The 15,429-nt window shown below is 59.8% G+C and carries 20 protein-coding genes; 9 read left to right on the top strand and 11 right to left on the bottom strand.

Annotated features, from left to right (window positions below; translation table 11 throughout):
• Nucleotides 1-30: 30 nt before the first annotated feature.
• From RHIBUN_RS0108900 to RHIBUN_RS0108880, 5 genes are all read left to right on the top strand, one after another.
• The gene (locus RHIBUN_RS0108900) at nucleotides 31-1,611 is read left to right on the top strand and encodes a cytochrome ubiquinol oxidase subunit I (protein ID WP_025659313.1); all 1,581 of its coding nucleotides are present in this window, start codon (nucleotides 31-33) and stop codon (nucleotides 1,609-1,611) included.
• 5 nt (nucleotides 1,612-1,616) lie between these two features.
• Nucleotides 1,617-2,771, top strand: a complete 1,155-nt coding sequence (cydB, locus tag RHIBUN_RS0108895; RefSeq protein ID WP_025659312.1) for a cytochrome d ubiquinol oxidase subunit II — start codon at nucleotides 1,617-1,619, stop codon at nucleotides 2,769-2,771.
• Nucleotides 2,772-2,783: 12 nt separating this feature from the next.
• Nucleotides 2,784-2,894, top strand: a complete 111-nt coding sequence (gene cydX, locus RHIBUN_RS35230; RefSeq protein WP_018857158.1) for a cytochrome bd-I oxidase subunit CydX — start codon at nucleotides 2,784-2,786, stop codon at nucleotides 2,892-2,894.
• Nucleotides 2,895-3,065: 171 nt separating this feature from the next.
• Nucleotides 3,066-3,662, top strand: a complete 597-nt coding sequence (locus RHIBUN_RS0108885) for a DJ-1/PfpI family protein (RefSeq protein ID WP_025659311.1) — start codon at nucleotides 3,066-3,068, stop codon at nucleotides 3,660-3,662.
• A 21-nt stretch (nucleotides 3,663-3,683) separates the two neighbouring features.
• A complete protein-coding gene (locus tag RHIBUN_RS0108880) occupies nucleotides 3,684-4,034 on the top strand; it encodes a ribbon-helix-helix domain-containing protein (protein ID WP_018116210.1) in 351 nt (116 codons plus the stop codon).
• Nucleotides 4,035-4,046: 12 nt separating this feature from the next.
• Here RHIBUN_RS0108880 and RHIBUN_RS0108875 read toward each other — a convergent pair whose 3' ends face one another.
• On the bottom strand, nucleotides 4,047-4,535 hold the full coding sequence (locus tag RHIBUN_RS0108875) for a GAF domain-containing protein (RefSeq protein WP_025659310.1): 489 nt from the start codon (nucleotides 4,533-4,535) through the stop codon (nucleotides 4,047-4,049).
• A gap of 377 nt (nucleotides 4,536-4,912) precedes the next feature.
• On the opposite strand from RHIBUN_RS0108875, the gene RHIBUN_RS0108870 reads away from it, so the two are divergent.
• From RHIBUN_RS0108870 to RHIBUN_RS0108860, 3 genes are all read left to right on the top strand, one after another.
• Nucleotides 4,913-5,173 carry a hypothetical protein gene (locus RHIBUN_RS0108870; RefSeq protein WP_018116204.1) on the top strand — a complete coding sequence of 87 codons (261 nt, stop codon included), beginning with the start codon at nucleotides 4,913-4,915 and terminating at the stop codon, nucleotides 5,171-5,173.
• 60 nt (nucleotides 5,174-5,233) lie between these two features.
• The gene (locus RHIBUN_RS0108865; protein WP_025659309.1) at nucleotides 5,234-5,719 is read left to right on the top strand and encodes an NUDIX domain-containing protein; all 486 of its coding nucleotides are present in this window, start codon (nucleotides 5,234-5,236) and stop codon (nucleotides 5,717-5,719) included.
• Between the two features lie 117 nt (nucleotides 5,720-5,836).
• The gene (locus RHIBUN_RS0108860) at nucleotides 5,837-6,823 is read left to right on the top strand and encodes a DMT family transporter (protein WP_025659308.1); all 987 of its coding nucleotides are present in this window, start codon (nucleotides 5,837-5,839) and stop codon (nucleotides 6,821-6,823) included.
• Nucleotides 6,824-6,903: 80 nt separating this feature from the next.
• Here RHIBUN_RS0108860 and RHIBUN_RS0108855 read toward each other — a convergent pair whose 3' ends face one another.
• The 5 genes from RHIBUN_RS0108855 to RHIBUN_RS0108835 all read right to left on the bottom strand — a co-directional run bounded on the left by RHIBUN_RS0108855 (nucleotide 6,904) and on the right by RHIBUN_RS0108835 (nucleotide 9,877).
• Entirely contained in the window at nucleotides 6,904-7,254 is a 351-nt protein-coding gene (locus RHIBUN_RS0108855; RefSeq protein WP_025659307.1) for a hypothetical protein, read from the bottom strand.
• Between the two features lie 168 nt (nucleotides 7,255-7,422).
• Complete coding sequence (locus RHIBUN_RS0108850; protein ID WP_018857165.1) at nucleotides 7,423-7,722, bottom strand: hypothetical protein; 300 nt, start codon at nucleotides 7,720-7,722, stop codon at nucleotides 7,423-7,425.
• A gap of 102 nt (nucleotides 7,723-7,824) precedes the next feature.
• On the bottom strand, nucleotides 7,825-8,247 hold the full coding sequence (locus RHIBUN_RS0108845; protein ID WP_025659306.1) for a secondary thiamine-phosphate synthase enzyme YjbQ: 423 nt from the start codon (nucleotides 8,245-8,247) through the stop codon (nucleotides 7,825-7,827).
• 81 nt (nucleotides 8,248-8,328) lie between these two features.
• Nucleotides 8,329-8,682, bottom strand: a complete 354-nt coding sequence (locus RHIBUN_RS0108840; RefSeq protein ID WP_018857167.1) for a DUF1428 family protein — start codon at nucleotides 8,680-8,682, stop codon at nucleotides 8,329-8,331.
• Between the two features lie 199 nt (nucleotides 8,683-8,881).
• A complete protein-coding gene (locus RHIBUN_RS0108835; RefSeq protein WP_025659305.1) occupies nucleotides 8,882-9,877 on the bottom strand; it encodes a LysR substrate-binding domain-containing protein in 996 nt (331 codons plus the stop codon).
• A gap of 488 nt (nucleotides 9,878-10,365) precedes the next feature.
• Between RHIBUN_RS0108835 and RHIBUN_RS0108825 the strand changes: the two genes are divergently transcribed.
• Entirely contained in the window at nucleotides 10,366-11,391 is a 1,026-nt protein-coding gene (locus RHIBUN_RS0108825) for a porin (RefSeq protein ID WP_025659304.1), read from the top strand.
• 186 nt (nucleotides 11,392-11,577) lie between these two features.
• Here the strand turns inward: RHIBUN_RS0108825 and RHIBUN_RS0108820 are convergent, their stop codons facing one another.
• The 5 genes from RHIBUN_RS0108820 to RHIBUN_RS0108800 all read right to left on the bottom strand — a co-directional run bounded on the left by RHIBUN_RS0108820 (nucleotide 11,578) and on the right by RHIBUN_RS0108800 (nucleotide 15,392).
• Complete coding sequence (locus RHIBUN_RS0108820; protein WP_025659303.1) at nucleotides 11,578-11,958, bottom strand: DUF427 domain-containing protein; 381 nt, start codon at nucleotides 11,956-11,958, stop codon at nucleotides 11,578-11,580.
• Between the two features lie 110 nt (nucleotides 11,959-12,068).
• Nucleotides 12,069-12,956, bottom strand: coding sequence for a DMT family transporter (locus RHIBUN_RS0108815; protein WP_025659302.1), 888 nt, complete (start codon nucleotides 12,954-12,956; stop codon nucleotides 12,069-12,071).
• A 69-nt stretch (nucleotides 12,957-13,025) separates the two neighbouring features.
• The gene (locus RHIBUN_RS0108810) at nucleotides 13,026-13,826 is read right to left on the bottom strand and encodes an AraC family transcriptional regulator (RefSeq protein WP_025659301.1); all 801 of its coding nucleotides are present in this window, start codon (nucleotides 13,824-13,826) and stop codon (nucleotides 13,026-13,028) included.
• 112 nt (nucleotides 13,827-13,938) lie between these two features.
• On the bottom strand, nucleotides 13,939-14,100 hold the full coding sequence (locus RHIBUN_RS36780) for a hypothetical protein (RefSeq protein WP_018116301.1): 162 nt from the start codon (nucleotides 14,098-14,100) through the stop codon (nucleotides 13,939-13,941).
• An 80-nt stretch (nucleotides 14,101-14,180) separates the two neighbouring features.
• A complete protein-coding gene (locus RHIBUN_RS0108800) occupies nucleotides 14,181-15,392 on the bottom strand; it encodes a DUF930 domain-containing protein (RefSeq protein WP_025659300.1) in 1,212 nt (403 codons plus the stop codon).
• Between the last annotated feature and the right edge of the window lie 37 nt (nucleotides 15,393-15,429).

The raw sequence follows: 15,429 nt of genomic DNA, 5'->3' as shown, positions 1-15,429 counted from the left end.
CATACCCCATGGGGCCGTGGGAGAAAAACAATGGAACTAGACATCGTCGCGCTATCGCGCTTCCAATTCGCGCTGACCGCGCTTTACCACTTTTTATTCGTACCCTTGACGCTCGGACTCTCAGTGCTGCTCGCCATCATGGAGACCGTCTACGTCATGACGGGCCGCCACATCTGGCGACAGATGACGAAGTTCTGGGGCATACTCTTCGGCATCAACTTCGCGATCGGTGTCGCCACCGGCATCGTCATGGAATTCCAGTTTGGGATGAACTGGAGCTATTACAGCTACTATGTCGGCGATATCTTTGGTGCCCCGCTCGCAATCGAGGGGCTGATGGCCTTCTTCCTTGAGGCAACCTTCGTTGGCCTGTTTTTCTTCGGATGGGACAAGCTGTCGAGGGTCGGTCACCTAATGGCGACATGGTGTGTGGCACTCGGTTCCAATTTCTCGGCGCTATGGATTCTCGTCGCCAACGGCTGGATGCAGAACCCGGTCGGCTCGGCGCTCAATCCGCAGACAATGCGCATGGAAATCACCAGCTTCTTCGACGTGGTCTTCAACCCCGTCGCCCAGGCGAAGTTCGTCCATACCGTCTCGGCCGGCTATGTCTGCGCGTCGATCTTCGTTCTCGGTGTTTCGGCCTGGTACCTCCTCAAGGGCCGCCACCTCGAAATGGCGAAGCGCTCTATGACGGTTGCCGCATCCTTCGGCCTTGCCTCGGCACTGTCGGTCGTCGTCCTCGGCGATGAAAGCGGTTACCTCGCAACCGAAAACCAGAAGATGAAGCTCGCCGCCATCGAGGCAATGTGGAAGACTGAACCGGCGCCTGCCGCCTTCACCGCCTTCGGCTTCCCCGATCAGGACGCGCGCGAGACACATTTCGCCGTTCACATTCCCTGGGTCATGGGTCTGATCGGCACACGCTCGCTGACGACGGAAATACCCGGTATCGACCAGCTGGAACGGGAGGCTGAAGGGCGTATCCGCGACGGCATCAAGGCTTACGACGCGCTGATGCAGATCCGTGCCGCCGCAACGCCGGACGCGGTTGCACCTCAACTCCGCACCTCCTTCGAGGAACTGGGGCACGAGCTTGGCTATGCCCTTCTTCTGAAGCGCTATGTCGACGATCCGCGCCAGGCGACTGACGCGCAGATCACCCAGGCCGCGCGCGACACCGTTCCGCATGTGCCGACGCTCTTCTGGTCGTTCCGCGTCATGGTCGGGCTCGGAATGTTCTTCATCGTCCTGACGGCGACCTTCTTCTGGCTGTCGGCACGGCGCCACCTGGATAAGTATCCACTGCTGCTGATGATCGCCGTCTTCGCCATCCCGCTTCCCTGGCTTGCCATTGAAGCAGGCTGGGTCGTCGCCGAGATCGGCCGCCAGCCATGGGTCATTGAAGGTGTGCTGCCGACCGCAATGGCCGTGTCGAGCCTTGGCGCAAGCACGGTTCTGCTGACGATCTGCGGCTTTGCCGCGCTCTATACAGTGCTGATCGTCGTCGAGATGACGCTGATGATCAGAGCCATCCAAAAGGGACCTGAGCCGGACAATGAGCCGGAAGCCGAGCTGATCTCCGAAACCCTCGTTCCAGCCGCGGAGTAACGATCATGATCCTGCACGAACTCATAGACTACGAAATCCTCCGCTTGATCTGGTGGCTGCTTCTTGGCGTGATCCTGATCGGCTTTGCCGCCACGGATGGCTTCGACCTTGGCGTCGGCACGTTGTTGCCCTTCGTCGCAAAGACGGATACGGAGCGCCGTATTGCCATCAACACGATCGGCCCTGTCTGGGAAGGAAACCAGGTCTGGCTGATCCTCGGCGGCGGCGCGATCTTCGCTGCCTGGCCGCCGCTTTACGCGGTCTCGTTCTCCGGCTTTTACCTCGCGATGTTCGCGATCCTCCTCGCGCTCATCCTGAGGCCGGTCGGCTTCAAATATCGCTCGAAGCGCGAGAGCGCCCGCTGGCGCAACAACTGGGACTGGGCGCTGTTCATCGGCGGTTTCGTTCCGTCGCTGATCTTCGGCCTAGCCGTCGGCAACGTGCTGCAGGGCGTGCCGTTCCGCTTCGATCCGGCTGACATGCGCATCTTCTACGAGGGGTCGTTCTTCGGGTTGCTGAACCCATACGCGCTGCTTTGCGGCATGCTTTCGGTCGCAATGCTCGTCATGCACGGCGCAGCCTGGCTGGTCCTGAAAGCCAGCGGTCCGGTCGCGGAGCGTGCAAGAAGCTACGGCAGCCTGGCCGCGCTTGGCGTGATCGCCCTCTTCGCGCTCGGCGGAATCTTTTTGGCGCTTGGTGTAAACGGCTACAACATCACCAGCGAGATCGATCCGGCCGGTCCGTCGAATCCGCTCCTCAAGACGGCAGCGCATGACGGCTCTTGGTTGGCCAATTACGGCACCTACCCGTGGATGATGATTGCGCCGGTCCTGGGCTTCCTTGGAGCCGCAGCAGCGTTTGTCGCCATGCGGGCGAAGTGGGAAGTCGCAACGCTGCTTTTCAGCAAGCTCTCGATCTTCGGAATCATCTCGACCGTCGGTCTCTCGATGTTCCCGTTTATCCTGCCCTCCTCGCTCGAGCCAAACTCGAGCCTGACGGTGTGGGATGCCTCGTCGAGCCACACGACGCTATTCGTCATGCTTGTCGTGTCGCTGATTTTTCTGCCGATAATCATCGCCTACACTTCCTGGGTCTACAAAGTTCTCTGGGGCAAGGTCGATGAAGGGACGGTCAACGACAAGAGCGGCCACGCTTATTAAAGGAGAAAGACGATGTGGTACTTCGCATGGATCCTCGGCTTGCCTCTGGCCGCCGCCTTCGCCGTCCTCAACGCCATGTGGTATGAACTGATGGACGACGAGGCAAAAAAGAAGAAGCAATAGCGACTTTTTTTGTCTGCCTGGCAGTAGAACAGACGGGGACGCGCTCGACCGGTGCTTCCCCTTTGCTTTTGCGTGCGCGGCCCCATCGGAATCTCGGCTGTAGTATTCCCTTAGTACCCGTTCGCTCGCCTGCCTTGCTAAGCTCCTCCCGTTGGTTTTGGGAGGAAACAGATGCCAGCTTCGAAGATTCTGATGATTACCGGCGACTTCACCGAGGACTATGAAACGATGGTCCCATTCCAGACGCTGCTCGCCTGCGGCTATACGGTTCACGCTGCGTGCCCCGGCAAGAATGCCGGCGAGACAGTCGCGACCGCTATCCATGATTTCGAAGGCGATCAGACCTATTCCGAGAAGCGCGGTCACAACTTCGCGCTCAACGCAACCTTCTCCAGTATTCGCGCTGAAGATTACGACGCGCTCGTGATCCCTGGCGGTCGCGCGCCCGAGTATCTGCGCCTCAACCCTGATGTCATCAAAGCCGTCCGGCACTTCTTCGAGGCCGGCAAGCCTGTAGCGGCGATCTGCCACGGCGCTCAACTCCTTGCCGCAGCCGGTGTCCTCAAGGGCCGCACCTGCTCGGCCTATCCCGCTTGCCGCCCGGAAGTCGAACTCGCCGGCGGCATTTACGCGGATATCGCCATCAGCGACGCGGTCTCGGACCGCAACCTCGTCACCGCACCGGCATGGCCGGCACATCCCTCCTGGTTACGGCAATTCATGGCTGTGCTGGACGCATCGGCGCTGCTACAAACGGACGCCGCCTGAGGAGACGGAGGGAGAGACGAGATGTGCGAGCTGTTCATCAAGGCGGACGCGAAGCTCTGGGAGAGCACGACGCGATCGTTGCGGATTGATGGCATGGTGACAAGCGTTCGACTGGAAAACTTCTTCTGGTCGAAACTGGAAGAGATCGCCAGGCGAGACCGCATGAACGTTACGCAGCTGATTACCAGGTTGCATCACGAATCCATCGATGCCGGCCACGATCTCGGGAACTTCACGTCTTTCCTGAGGGTGTGCTGCGCGCGTTACCTCGATCTCCAGCTGACAGGAGATATCCCGGCGGATGTCAACCAACCGATTGCCGGGCTGAATGCTCCGGCAATCCTCGTTCGCGAGCGGGAGAAATATCACTGAGCCCGAAAGGGTTCAGTAGCTCGCCTCGACGAAAATCCGCGCTATAGCCTCGACACCGGCCTGATCTTCAGCGTCGAAGCGGGACGCAGTCGGGCTGTCGAGATCGATGACACCGAGGATCTTGCCGTTGTGATGGAGCGGCACGACGAGTTCCGAACGGGACGCAGCATCGCAGGCGATATGCCCGGGAAATGCATGCACGTCCTCCACGAGGATCGAAGTCCCCTTCTCCACAGCCGATCCGCAAACTCCCCGGCCAACGGCAATGCGGACACATGCCGCCTTGCCCTGGAACGGCCCGAGGACCAGCTCGCTGTCCGACCTCAGGAAGTAGAAGCCAGCCCAATTCAGATCCGGCATCATTTCGAACATGAGAGCCGAGGTGTTCGCGGCGTTGGCGATCGTATCGCTTTCACCGTGCAGCAAGCCCTTCAGTTGCTGGCTGAGCTCCCCGTAAAAATCGGCCTTGTTGGCGGAATTAATGGTCGCAGCTTGAAACATGTCCGTGTCGCTTCTGTTTTTGTGGTGAGCGTCGATATAGTGACACGCATGCCGATTGCCAAACGCAATCGTGATGGCCGGGACGGAGCACTGTGTCACTAGATGGTGATAGTTATCGCCACCCACCTTGTCGGTCGATGATCCGACTCTATCTAGTTCCCTATCACGACCTATTGCGGTCGTGACCTAAGTCGGCCGGCAGCTGCGGTTTGCGCACACGGCGATATCGGGCGATGGTCAGGTAACGCGCCTGCCGCCCCTCATTGTTAGGGCATTCCGACGAGCGGAGCAGCTATGTCGACCAGAGCTGCGCACGAAGTCATGAAACCGCTAGGCTGGGCAGATAGATCCATTGATTTCAAGCAGAGGTAAGAACGATGACACCGGAAGACAGACGGGCGGTCTTTAGCCACCGCCAGATAGCGGCAATCATTGAAGGTATCATGCAGGAAGATGGCACCGAACTCCCGATCACGGGAAAATCACTTGGCGAGGCGATCCTTTTCGTATCGGAGGAAGCGGCAACCAGCGCGTCCAGCGCCCATGTCATTTACGGCGAGAACGGCTCGCTTAGCTATACCGATTGCCTGAGCGTTTACCGCGACTATGGCGTGGCCCTTCGCCAGACCCCAAATTAAAAGCAGCACGCTGGGCCTTCACGCCCAGCGTTCCTCCCAGAGCAAAAGGATGCAGTCGAGATGGCCAAGCGGAGTGCAGGCCTGCTGATCTACCGCCTCCGCGATGGTAGCTACGAGGTCCTCCTGGTTCATCCCGGAGGCCCCTACTGGGCTAAGAAGGACATCGGCGCGTGGTCGATCCCCAAGGGCCTCGTGGAAGAGGACGAAGATGAGCTTGATGCCGCAAGACGTGAAACCCGCGAGGAGTTGGGCGTAGACGTCGAAGGCAGTTTTCACCATCTCGGGGAATACAAACAACCCGGTGGCAAGATTGTCGTCGCCTGGGCCATCGAGGCCGACACCGATCTCAAAGCCATCGCCAGCAATCACTTTCAGATGGAGTGGCCGCCGCGCTCCGGCGTGATGGTGGAATTTCCCGAAGTCGACCGAGCCGAATGGTTCACAATACCGGATGCGGAGCAAAAGATCCTGAAAGGGCAGCAACCGCTGCTCGCGGATTTCCTTCGACGGCGGTTGCAGAGCCCGCTGGAGGTATATGCAACCTGAAGGCCGGTGAGAGCCTGGGCTTGCGATTGCGCATGGCAGCTATTCGCAATCGGCAATCGCTTTGCCGCCAGCTGTCCGTAAAAGTTGGAAGACTCTCCTCCCGGACGAATCTGATTCATGACAGCCCTCTCTTCAGCAACGCGCGGTGTTCTCATCGCGTTTGGCGCCTATGCCGTGTTCGCGTTCAGTGACGCATCGATCAAGATCCTGCATGGCGGCGTACCCGCCTATCAGATCGCCTTCATCGGCGCGCTGTTCGGTTGCGCCGCGCTCCCCTTCATCAAAGGCAGGGATGATTCCTGGCTCGATATCGTCCGGAGCACGAACCGTACTCTGTGGCTGATGAGATTCTTTTGCGGCGCGATAGGAGCAATAGCTTCGATCATTACATTCACAAAGCTCCCGATGGCCGAGGCTTTCTGTCTGCTGTTTCTTCTGCCGTCCTTCGTAACTATTCTGTCAGTCATCTTTCTCGGCGAAGATGTGCGCTGGCAGCGCTGGGCGGCCGTGGTCGTCGGTTTCATCGGCGTTCTGATCGTGCTGCGTCCGGGTTTTCGCGAGTTGTCCGCTGGTCACCTTGCGGCGGCAATCGGCGGCCTGGTTGCGGCAATCTCGATCGTCATCATGCGAAAGATGGGGCCTGCCGAAAAGCGCCTGTCGCTGTACGGTGCAGCGCTGCTTGGCACACTTGCCGTCAGCGGCATACTGATGCTTTCAGAGATGGTCGTTCCAACCCCGCGCCAGTGGCTGTTTATTGCAAGCTACGGCCTGCTTGGTGGGGCGGGCAACGTGATGCTGATGACCGCGGCCCGGCTAGCGCCGGCCAATCTCGTTGCCCCTCCGCAGTATAGCCAGATGCTTTGGGCCATCGCGTTCGGATATTTGATCTTCGACGACGCCATCGACCTTGCTATGGCTGCCGGCATCGTTCTCATCATCTGCTCAGGCTTGCTGACGCTGGCTCGTGAAAAGAAACGCGGCACGCCGCTGCCGCGGGCGGTCGTTTCCGCTGACAATCAGGCGTCGCTTGCGACCTCAACCGACGAGACCGGCGACAATGAGCAACCGGCTCAAACGGCTTCGCACGCGATTCCTCAAGCCTAAAAAGAAACCGCCCTTGCCGAAGTCGAAAGACGTTGGCGAAGGCGGTTTTCTATTTTCTCAGGGTCTGGCGATCGTCGCCGTCAGCGGCGCAGGACCGGGCAGCCGCGGGCGTTGGCGAAGCTGATTTCGTCCGCGCCGCGGCGCGTCCAGCCCTCGACCATCACACGGCGAGGCGTGACGTCGACCACACGTGCACGACGGAAGCCGTAGTCACGTGCGATGTCTTCTGCCAGCCGCGGGTCACAGCCGCGGCCACGCGGCGGCGGGCGGTTATAGTCGGGCGGTGGCGGGCGGTAGTAACCCGGAGGCGGTGGCGGGCGGCCACTACCAATATAGACGTCTACCTGGGCGGAAGCCGGCGCAGTCACCCCGGCGACCGTGCCGACAACGAGCAACGTCGCAAGGCCGGCCTTGGCCAGAAATTGCATCATCGAAATTCTCCCTCGGGTACGGCAAAGGCCTTCCCCATTCGCTACACTCTTGCCGGCAAGGTCAGGTCCAACCCTTCCGGATTTGCGCATTCATATGCGATTCGCACAGAGCAGGCCGAAAATGGCGCGGGCAAGGCAAGCCGAGGGCGCCATTGTGGACGAAGTCATTTAGCGGCGGATCACGGGGCAACCGCGAACGTTGGCGAAGACCATCTGGTCCCAGCCGCGATGGTCGCGGCCCGAAACGACGACACGGCGCGGCGTAACGTTGGTGACGCGCGCTGAGCGCAAACCCGACCAACGTGCCTTCTGAACCGCCTGCACGGGCGAGCAGGCGTGCATTGGACGGTGCTGAACATGGACTGGTGGACGTCCCCATTCCGAAGCCGAGGCATTCGGCGTAGCGAACGGAATCGAGGCCAATGCGATAAGAGCGGCAAAGGAAGCCTTGGTGATGAAATGGGTCATGATACGACTCTCTAAATGGTTGCTTACATCTCCCGTACGGGATTGTGCAGACCATAACCCTATGAAAATGAATGATCTTCGAACTGGCCGTTCAGTTCAGGTTCAGCCGCCGAGATGCAGCACGATCTCGCGCCGATGCGGCCTGTCGCGGTGTTCGAACAGGTAGATTCCTTGCCATGTGCCGAGTGCGAGCCGACCGCCGATAACCGGAACGCCGATGGAAACCTGCGTCAACGCGGCTTTGATATGCGCGGGCATATCGTCGGGACCCTCCGTCGTATGGACAATCCAACGCATCGAAGGATCGGAACTGGGTGGCACCAATCGACGGAAGAATCCGTCGAGGTCGGTGCGAACATCCGGGTCGGCGTTTTCCTGGATGAGCAGCGAGCATGAGGTGTGGCGCACGAAAACCGTCAGCAGCCCTTCGGCCGCGCCAGTGGCGCGAACGAAAGATGCTGCTTCTGCTGTAAACTCGTAAAATCCTTGCCCCCTGGTGGAAATGCTGATGATCTTCTGGGACATGAACGATGTTCCACTTGCATATCTCTTGCGAGACGAGACGTTCGGCTGACCTTATGTCAGTACCGCATTTCCTCCGAACTCTCAAAGCTGCAGGAAGGGAACGAATCCACCGAAAATCATCCGTTTGCCATCGAAGATGGACTTCCACGCGTCGCCTTGAAGGCGCGGGTCTGCCATCACCTTCTTCATGATGTCGTCGCGGTCCTGGCGTGAGCTATAGACGATCCAGGAAAAGATCACGACTTCATCATCTGCCGCCTGGACCGCACGGGGAAACGAGGTCAGTTCCCCATATGGCACATCATCGGCGATGCATTCGACATATTCCTTGGCCCCATAGGACTTCCAGACTGCGCCGGTGGTGGCGGAAAAGGCCTTGTACGCCTCGATGTTCTTCTGCGGCACAGCCACGACGAACCCATCGACATAGGACATGTTTTTCTCCCTTAGCGTTGTTGCGCGTCCAAGGACGAACGGAGGCGGCTTGGACCGACATCCCTCTTCAACTTAAGATTAGGCAGGATCGGCGATAGGCAAGAGAATTGCCGCCGGGAATAATTTCGAGCCGACTGTCGACAGCTTCTCTAGGGCGCGGCGAATGGCGAAGATCGGCGTCGCTGCGCTCGGGCGCGGGCTAAGCGCCGGACAACTCGATAAGCCGCTGCGCCTGCATGTCGGCCTCCTGGCACTGCGTGGTGACGCGCAGCGTTCGGAACTGTTCCACGAGAAAGTCGACGAGCGCCCGAACCGCAGTCGGCAGTCCTCGAGAGGCCGTAAAGACGAGATAGATCGTGGCCTGCGACATCCGGTAATCCGGCAGAAGGCGGACCAACCGGCCGTCGCGTATCCCCTCGGCGCAGATGTGGTCGGGCAAAAGCCCTACCCCGACCCCGGCATAGATAGCCTCTAGAATCGCCGACACGCTGCGGCAACTCATGCGTGGCTTGTGCTGGTGCCGGTATCGAGTGCCATCCGGTCCGGTGAATTCCCAGACATCCATGTCCTGCCACTCCGTCACCGGCCCGGCAAACGATACCGTTGGTGCATCGGCAAGACATTCGACGCCTTCGATCGACGGCAGCGAGCTCGCAACCTTCTGGTTGGCCACAAGGATCAAATCCACCTTGCTGAGCACTCGCATCGTCAGTTCAGAATCGGTCTCCTCGGTCAATTGCGCCCGAACTGCAAGATCAAGGCGCTCATCGATGATGTCGACTCGCCGATCCGTGGTGAGTATCTGCAGCTGCACCTTGGGGTATCTATTGAGAAACTCCGGGATCATGGTGCCAAGAGAGCCGTCCAGCAATCCGTGCGGCACGCTTATGCGGATTTGCCCCTGTGGCTCGCCGGTTGCATCGTTAATCGCCTTGGCGGCGCGATCGGCTTCGCGCAGCATGTTTTCGCAGTGATTGTAGAAGGCGCGTCCGATTTCCGTCACCCGGAACCGGTTGACCGTTCGCTCGAGCAGCCTGACACCAAGCCGCGTCTCCAGCGCAGTGATGTGCCGGCTGAGCTTTGATTTCGGCATGTTCAGCACCCGCCCGGCGGCGGAAAAGCCGTTGTGACGAACAACTGCGGCAAAATAGACGAAATCGTTCAGATCCTGGAAAACACCCTCTGCATTGAGCATGGGGCACCCCTTTCAGTAAGCACGACAGGCCGGCGGCCCGTTATCGCTTACCTGTCCCGGCAGATGATGCCAACCGCCACGAACAAGATTTCGTTCCAAATTTGGAACACTGCGTTCCAATCAGCGCCCTTCAATTCGACCGGCGGCGGGACTATCTGCGGGGAGATTTCCTTTGGCGCCATTGCAATGATGGCGCCAGACGCGCTCCCACGAGCCTCCGAAAACAGCACCGGCCACCGCGATGCCCCGCAGAGTTGCGGCGCAAGGTGTCTTTTCGCCTAAGTGATTGATATTGTTACATAAAAACCACACAAAGAGCCAAACGGCTGTCTCAACGAGGGATTTTCATACCGGGAGAATTGATAGATTTAATCAAGGATGAAATTAAGGCTTCGGCGGTTCGCTGATCCGCCGGCCGAAAGGCAGACTATCGGAACCGCCCCGTCTCCCACGGTGGCAGTTCACTCGAAAAGGAAATGGATTTTCAAATGAACATACGGATGGCTTTGCTGACCTCCGCCGCAGCATTTGCTGCTGCGTCCACGCCGGTCTTTGCTGCTGACGCAATCGTCGCAGCTGAACCCGAGCCAGTTGAATACGTCCGCGTCTGCGACGCGTACGGCACGGGCTACTTCTACATCCCGGGCACCGAAACCTGCCTCAAGGTCAGCGGTTACCTGCGTTTTGAAGTCTATGGCGGCCCGGATCAGAAGGGCACCTCGGACTGGAACGCCCGTACGCGCGCTCAGGTTCAGTTCACCGCCAAGAGCGACACCGAGTATGGTCCGCTCACCGGCGTTATCGTTCTCCGTAACAACGGCGACAACGCTTCGACCAACTCGACCCTGGACTCGGCATATATCGACATCGCCGGCTTCCGCGCTGGTCTGTTCTACAGCTGGTGGGATGACGACCTTTCCGGCGAGCCGGACGTTCTCTCCAGCTTTGAAACCCTGCACAACTCCATTCGCTACCAGTATGAAAACGGCGATTTCTACGCCGGCATCAGCGTAGACGAACTGGAAGACGGCTACTTCAAGGACGGTGAAAACCCGAACAACGTTGGCGTCGCCCTCGGCGTTGGCGGCAAGGCTGGCGTAGTCAGCTACCAGCTCATCGGCGGCTACGACACCGACAACGAAGAAGGCGCTGTTCGAGGCATGATCTTCGCTGATATCGGCCCTGGCACCCTCGGCCTGGCAGGTGTCTATGCATCTGGTCCGAACTCCTACTACTCTCAGTCGGAATGGACTGTTGCGGCAGAATACGCGATCAAGGCGACCGACAAGTGGACCATCACCCCGATGGCCCAGTACTTCGGCAACTACGTTCCCGATCTCGACACCTTCCACGGCAACTCGTTCGACGGCCTCGGCGATGCCTGGAAGGTCGGCATCACGGTCGACTACCAGATCGTCGACAATCTCTATGCCAAGGCAACCGTCGACTACACCGATCCGGACGACGCTGACGAAGTAACGAAGGGCTTCTTCCGCCTGCAGCGCGCGTTCTAGTCAAACTCCCCGGCGCCCTGGATCAACCTAGGGCGCCGCCTGGTACTGCGTTTTCTGATCCGATTGACCTCCGATCAGTTACGGGGACTGGTCCGGTTTCCCTGCCGGACCGTCCTTGTTTCCTCCCAAGAATCCGCGGCTCCGCGGCGAACACTACCTTATTCGGCGTTTCGCCCATGAGCTGCACTAGCCCGGCAACTCCTCAACCGAGTCGACCCGATCGGGATAGAAAGCGAGGTGCTCCTTGATCTCGCTGACAGCGGCATACGGACTTTCATAGGTCCAGATCGCATTCACGACCTCCGCACCGCCCAAAACGATGTTGAAATACGACGCCTCGCCCTTATACGGGCAGTAGGTATGGTGATCACTCCGGGTGAGAAGCGCCATATCGACATCAGCGCGCGGTATGTACTGAACGGCAGGATAGGACGCTTCCTTCAGCGACAACGCATTGCGACTATCGGCAATAGCCTGCCCGCGCAGCTTTATGACGACGCGCGCAGGATTGGGCGTGACGGTAATCGGGTGATCGGGACCGGGTATCTTCATCGATTGTGCAGACATCGGCAGCTCCTTCGGCCAGAACTCAGATATAGGAGCCGCGCCATCAAATTGCAGGAGCGGCCGTGGCGGGTCCTCGCTTCCGCCGCCCGTGAACGGCACCGCCAACAACGCTACTTTGCCGCCATCGCCCGTCGCTGAAACAAGCCGAGTCCTAGGACAGCCGCCAGCACGCAGCCGACGCCGGCGACTTGGTTGGAATGCAGCGGCTCACCGAGTATCACGAAGGCCATCAATAACGCGGAAACCGGTGCGACTGCGGTGAAAAGCGACGCCTCGACGCCGCTCACACGCTCCGCCCCGGCATACCAAAGGATGAAACCGACAACGGTCGGCACCAGCGCGTAGTAGATCACTGCCGACATCGCACCTGCCGAGAATTCCCGTGGCACACCTTCTGCCAAGACGGCCGCCACCATGGCGACGCCGAAGCCAATCCCCGTCATCAATGCAGACTGCGTCAGCGCCGAGATCGGTGTGCTGAGGTTCTTGTTCAGGAGTATGAACAGGCTTTCGCAGATCACGGCTCCGAAAACCAGTGCGTTGCCAGGCAGGGATCCACTTCCGGCATCGGGTGAAAGCGCGATGAACAAAACGCCGGTTGTCGCCAGCACGATCGCCAACACCATCGACGAACGAGGCTTTTCGCGCAGAACAACGACGGAAAGCGCCCCGGCGACAACCGGCAACGTCCCGATGATGACGCCCGCGTCGGCCGCGGTGGTCAGCTTCAGGCCTGAGATCAGCAAGGTCGTGTAGCCAACACTGCCCGCACCGGCCTGAACGAAGACGATGATCCAGTCGCGAAGCGGCAAGCTTGGCAGGCGGGTCCCGGTCATACCCATCAAAAGCAGGAAGAACGGGAAGGCAGCGGCGAAGCGCAGAGCTGTCGCCGTGAAAGGCGGCATGCCTGACGCAATGACCCGGCTTGCGATAACGGTGCTGCCAACCGTGATCATCGCCAGAGTCAGATAGAGGTAACCTTGCAAATGTCGCTGCATCGCCTTCTCCTGTTTGCGCAGAAGAAACACCATAATTATCTCGCGATCTTGTATGAAATTGCAGCGCAGTCAGGCGACCGCATTGGCATAGGCGCGCGGAGAGACCCCATACTTCCGCACAAACACGCGCGTCATGTGGCTTTGGTCGACGAAGCCGCTGGCAATGGCGGCCTCCGCCAAGGGTGCGCCGCCCGCGATCAGACGCCGCGCAAGATGGATGCGGCGCTGGACCAGATAGGCATGTGGCGTCATGCCGGTTGCTTTCGCGAAACCCCGCAATACCTGAAACCGGCTGAGCCGGCTCGCACGGGCCAGGTCGGACAGAGAGATTGCCGCTGTAGGATCGGAGTCGATCATTTCCTGCGCGGTCCGAATGGCCTGGGGTGCACCCGGCCGATCGTTCGGGACGGCCTCCGCAAAGACGCGGGCGACGAGTTCAAGCAGGGCTTGCTCCAGCTGCAGTTGCCGCCCTCCCTCGTTGGCCAAGAGCGCAAAAACTGCCTCGAAGTGCGCCGCGATCGCCTTGTCATGCAGCACCGGATGCGCAATCTCGACCGCCGATCGTCGTCCCCCTGTAACTTCGGAGAGGTTGGCAGTGATCACCGCAGGGTCGAAGTAGAGGATTCGCCACGACCTGCCCTCACCGATCGGCGTGCCATCATGCACTTCGTTCGGATTGACCGTGATGATGTCGCCGGCACCAGCCTCGACCATCCCACGCCCGCTCAGCGATTTCTGCGCACCTGACGAAACCAGCCCGATGCCGAACTGCTCATGAGTATGGCGCGCGAAGCTCCGGCCGCTACTGGCAGCCACGGCCTCAATGCCGGCAACCGCCGACCTGAACATGCGAAATTGACTGCGGGCCATGAGTGGGCTTTCAGAGATGAAGCCGCATAGTGCCAGCCGAAGCCACCGAAAACAACGGCAAGCGACACCCCTCGCTGCCCATCGCCTCAAGCGATCATGCTGGCCAAAGTGCTCAATGGAGCGTTTCGCCCAGATCCTTGTCTGCCAGAATCGCCCAGACATCATCGAGCGCGGCAACCAGGATATCGGTGAGCTCGTCTCCGCGATTCTCGAAAAAGGCAGCCTTGGTCGCTTCATCCTGCAGTTCGAAGAAGCGCTCGATTTCGTTCGACATCTCATTGTCCTTTCACACGCCACCGACATGTGGCGATGGGAAAGGGTTAAACGGACTGTCTTGCGCCGAACTGGTGAACGCTAGTCCATCGGGAAACGGCGGCTCGCCCATTCGCTCCTTGGAACCGGATTGCCGACGGCAAAGCTGAACGATTGGATTTTCGTGGCCCCATCGTCCACCTCGCAACGGAAACTGACATCATACCAGCGGCCCGCAGCCCGAAATGCGCCTTTCCGGACCTGGAGAACGGTGCCCTTTGACAAGCGGTAGGATGGCAGGAGTTCCGGCCGATATGACGGGGAACCATGCATCAGCTGCTGCCGAAGCTCCGTGCCGCAGAGTTGGTCGACACGAACACTCCGCGGCAGATCGCCCATTGCGGTTCTCGCCACTGGATCATTCGTCATATTCCGCGAGAACAATGTCTTCGCCTCCGTCAGCTCGACGGGCTTGTCCGCCTTTGCGGTTGCCGTCGCATCGGGCTTCGTTGCATTGGGCGGTTTGCCCCGCTCAAAGCTGGTCTTGGCCTCGCTCTCGGCGCCGGCGGCTGGACCGTTCTTCTCGGCATGGCTTTCCGCTAGGTCGACCCGCGGCAGGTCGACATCATCAGGGACCGGATTGGCCGGCGGTTCCTTGCTTTCAGGTGTCTTGGCTGCCTCTGTCGTTTGCTCCGGTTTCACCTGATCTTCCTGGGTTTCAGGCTTGGGTTCAGGTGAAGGCTTCGGCGTATCAGACTTTACACCCGCGACGGAAGCATCCCCCTCGGTCGATTTCTCCGGGCCGGTATCCTTGTCGCCAAATTCCGTCACCGGGCGCAGCACCGGCAGCGGCTGCCCCTTGCCAGACTGCTCCTTGGACTTGGCATCCTCTGCAGCTGCTGCTTCCGGTGGCTTTTCCGGCGGTTTCTCTTCCGGCGCCTTTGCCTGCTCCGGCGGCGGAGGCGGTGGTGGCGGAGGCGGAGGCGGCGGCTGGTCGGCCTTCTCTTGCTTCGGCGGTTCCGGCGGCTTCTCGGCCGGCTTTTCCTCCGCCTTCTTCTCCTCGGGTTTCGGCTCCTCTGGCTTGGGCTCTTCCGGCATCTTCAATTCCGGCGGCTTCTCCTCGGGTTTCTTTTCCTCTGGTTTCTTTTCTTCTGGCGGTGGCACGAGGTCGACGCTGACGGTTTCCTCCTCCGGCTGAGGCGCAGGTACGGGCAGCTTCACGAGAAAGAAGCCGACGACGGCAAGGTGCAGCAGAACGGAGGCAAAGATGCCCCAGCCGAATGCTCCCCATTTCTTTCCCGAAGTCTGCTGCATGCCTATGAACGATGCCCTGCGCCACGCTACCGATGTG

The sequence above is a fragment of the Rhizobium sp. IBUN genome, assembly GCF_000510625.1.
GTDB lineage: Bacteria > Pseudomonadota > Alphaproteobacteria > Rhizobiales > Rhizobiaceae > Rhizobium > Rhizobium altiplani.
The sequence above is the reverse complement of the archived record's forward strand: the minus strand, read 5'-3'. Positions and strand labels throughout refer to the sequence as shown.

What these genes read in the sequence shown, in the direction of transcription:
- cydX (WP_018857158.1), top strand. Translation starts at nt 2,784, where the DNA reads ATGTGGTACTTCGCATGGATCCTCGGCTTGCCTCTGGCCGCCGCCTTC.
- RHIBUN_RS0108855 (WP_025659307.1), bottom strand. Translation starts at nt 7,254, where the DNA reads ATGATGCAATTTCTGGCCAAGGCCGGCCTTGCGACGTTGCTCGTTGTC.
- RHIBUN_RS0108815 (WP_025659302.1), bottom strand. Translation starts at nt 12,956, where the DNA reads ATGCAGCGACATTTGCAAGGTTACCTCTATCTGACTCTGGCGATGATC.
- RHIBUN_RS0108885 (WP_025659311.1), top strand. Translation starts at nt 3,066, where the DNA reads ATGCCAGCTTCGAAGATTCTGATGATTACCGGCGACTTCACCGAGGAC.
- RHIBUN_RS0108865 (WP_025659309.1), top strand. Translation starts at nt 5,234, where the DNA reads ATGGCCAAGCGGAGTGCAGGCCTGCTGATCTACCGCCTCCGCGATGGT.
- RHIBUN_RS0108820 (WP_025659303.1), bottom strand. Translation starts at nt 11,958, where the DNA reads ATGTCTGCACAATCGATGAAGATACCCGGTCCCGATCACCCGATTACC.
- RHIBUN_RS0108860 (WP_025659308.1), top strand. Translation starts at nt 5,837, where the DNA reads ATGACAGCCCTCTCTTCAGCAACGCGCGGTGTTCTCATCGCGTTTGGC.
- RHIBUN_RS0108810 (WP_025659301.1), bottom strand. Translation starts at nt 13,826, where the DNA reads ATGGCCCGCAGTCAATTTCGCATGTTCAGGTCGGCGGTTGCCGGCATT.
- cydB (WP_025659312.1), top strand. Translation starts at nt 1,617, where the DNA reads ATGATCCTGCACGAACTCATAGACTACGAAATCCTCCGCTTGATCTGG.
- RHIBUN_RS0108900 (WP_025659313.1), top strand. Translation starts at nt 31, where the DNA reads ATGGAACTAGACATCGTCGCGCTATCGCGCTTCCAATTCGCGCTGACC.
- RHIBUN_RS0108800 (WP_025659300.1), bottom strand. Translation starts at nt 15,392, where the DNA reads ATGCAGCAGACTTCGGGAAAGAAATGGGGAGCATTCGGCTGGGGCATC.
- RHIBUN_RS0108835 (WP_025659305.1), bottom strand. Translation starts at nt 9,877, where the DNA reads ATGCTCAATGCAGAGGGTGTTTTCCAGGATCTGAACGATTTCGTCTAT.
- RHIBUN_RS0108845 (WP_025659306.1), bottom strand. Translation starts at nt 8,247, where the DNA reads ATGTCCCAGAAGATCATCAGCATTTCCACCAGGGGGCAAGGATTTTAC.
- RHIBUN_RS0108825 (WP_025659304.1), top strand. Translation starts at nt 10,366, where the DNA reads ATGAACATACGGATGGCTTTGCTGACCTCCGCCGCAGCATTTGCTGCT.
- RHIBUN_RS0108850 (WP_018857165.1), bottom strand. Translation starts at nt 7,722, where the DNA reads ATGACCCATTTCATCACCAAGGCTTCCTTTGCCGCTCTTATCGCATTG.
- RHIBUN_RS0108880 (WP_018116210.1), top strand. Translation starts at nt 3,684, where the DNA reads ATGTGCGAGCTGTTCATCAAGGCGGACGCGAAGCTCTGGGAGAGCACG.
- RHIBUN_RS0108870 (WP_018116204.1), top strand. Translation starts at nt 4,913, where the DNA reads ATGACACCGGAAGACAGACGGGCGGTCTTTAGCCACCGCCAGATAGCG.
- RHIBUN_RS0108875 (WP_025659310.1), bottom strand. Translation starts at nt 4,535, where the DNA reads ATGTTTCAAGCTGCGACCATTAATTCCGCCAACAAGGCCGATTTTTAC.
- RHIBUN_RS36780 (WP_018116301.1), bottom strand. Translation starts at nt 14,100, where the DNA reads ATGTCGAACGAAATCGAGCGCTTCTTCGAACTGCAGGATGAAGCGACC.
- RHIBUN_RS0108840 (WP_018857167.1), bottom strand. Translation starts at nt 8,682, where the DNA reads ATGTCCTATGTCGATGGGTTCGTCGTGGCTGTGCCGCAGAAGAACATC.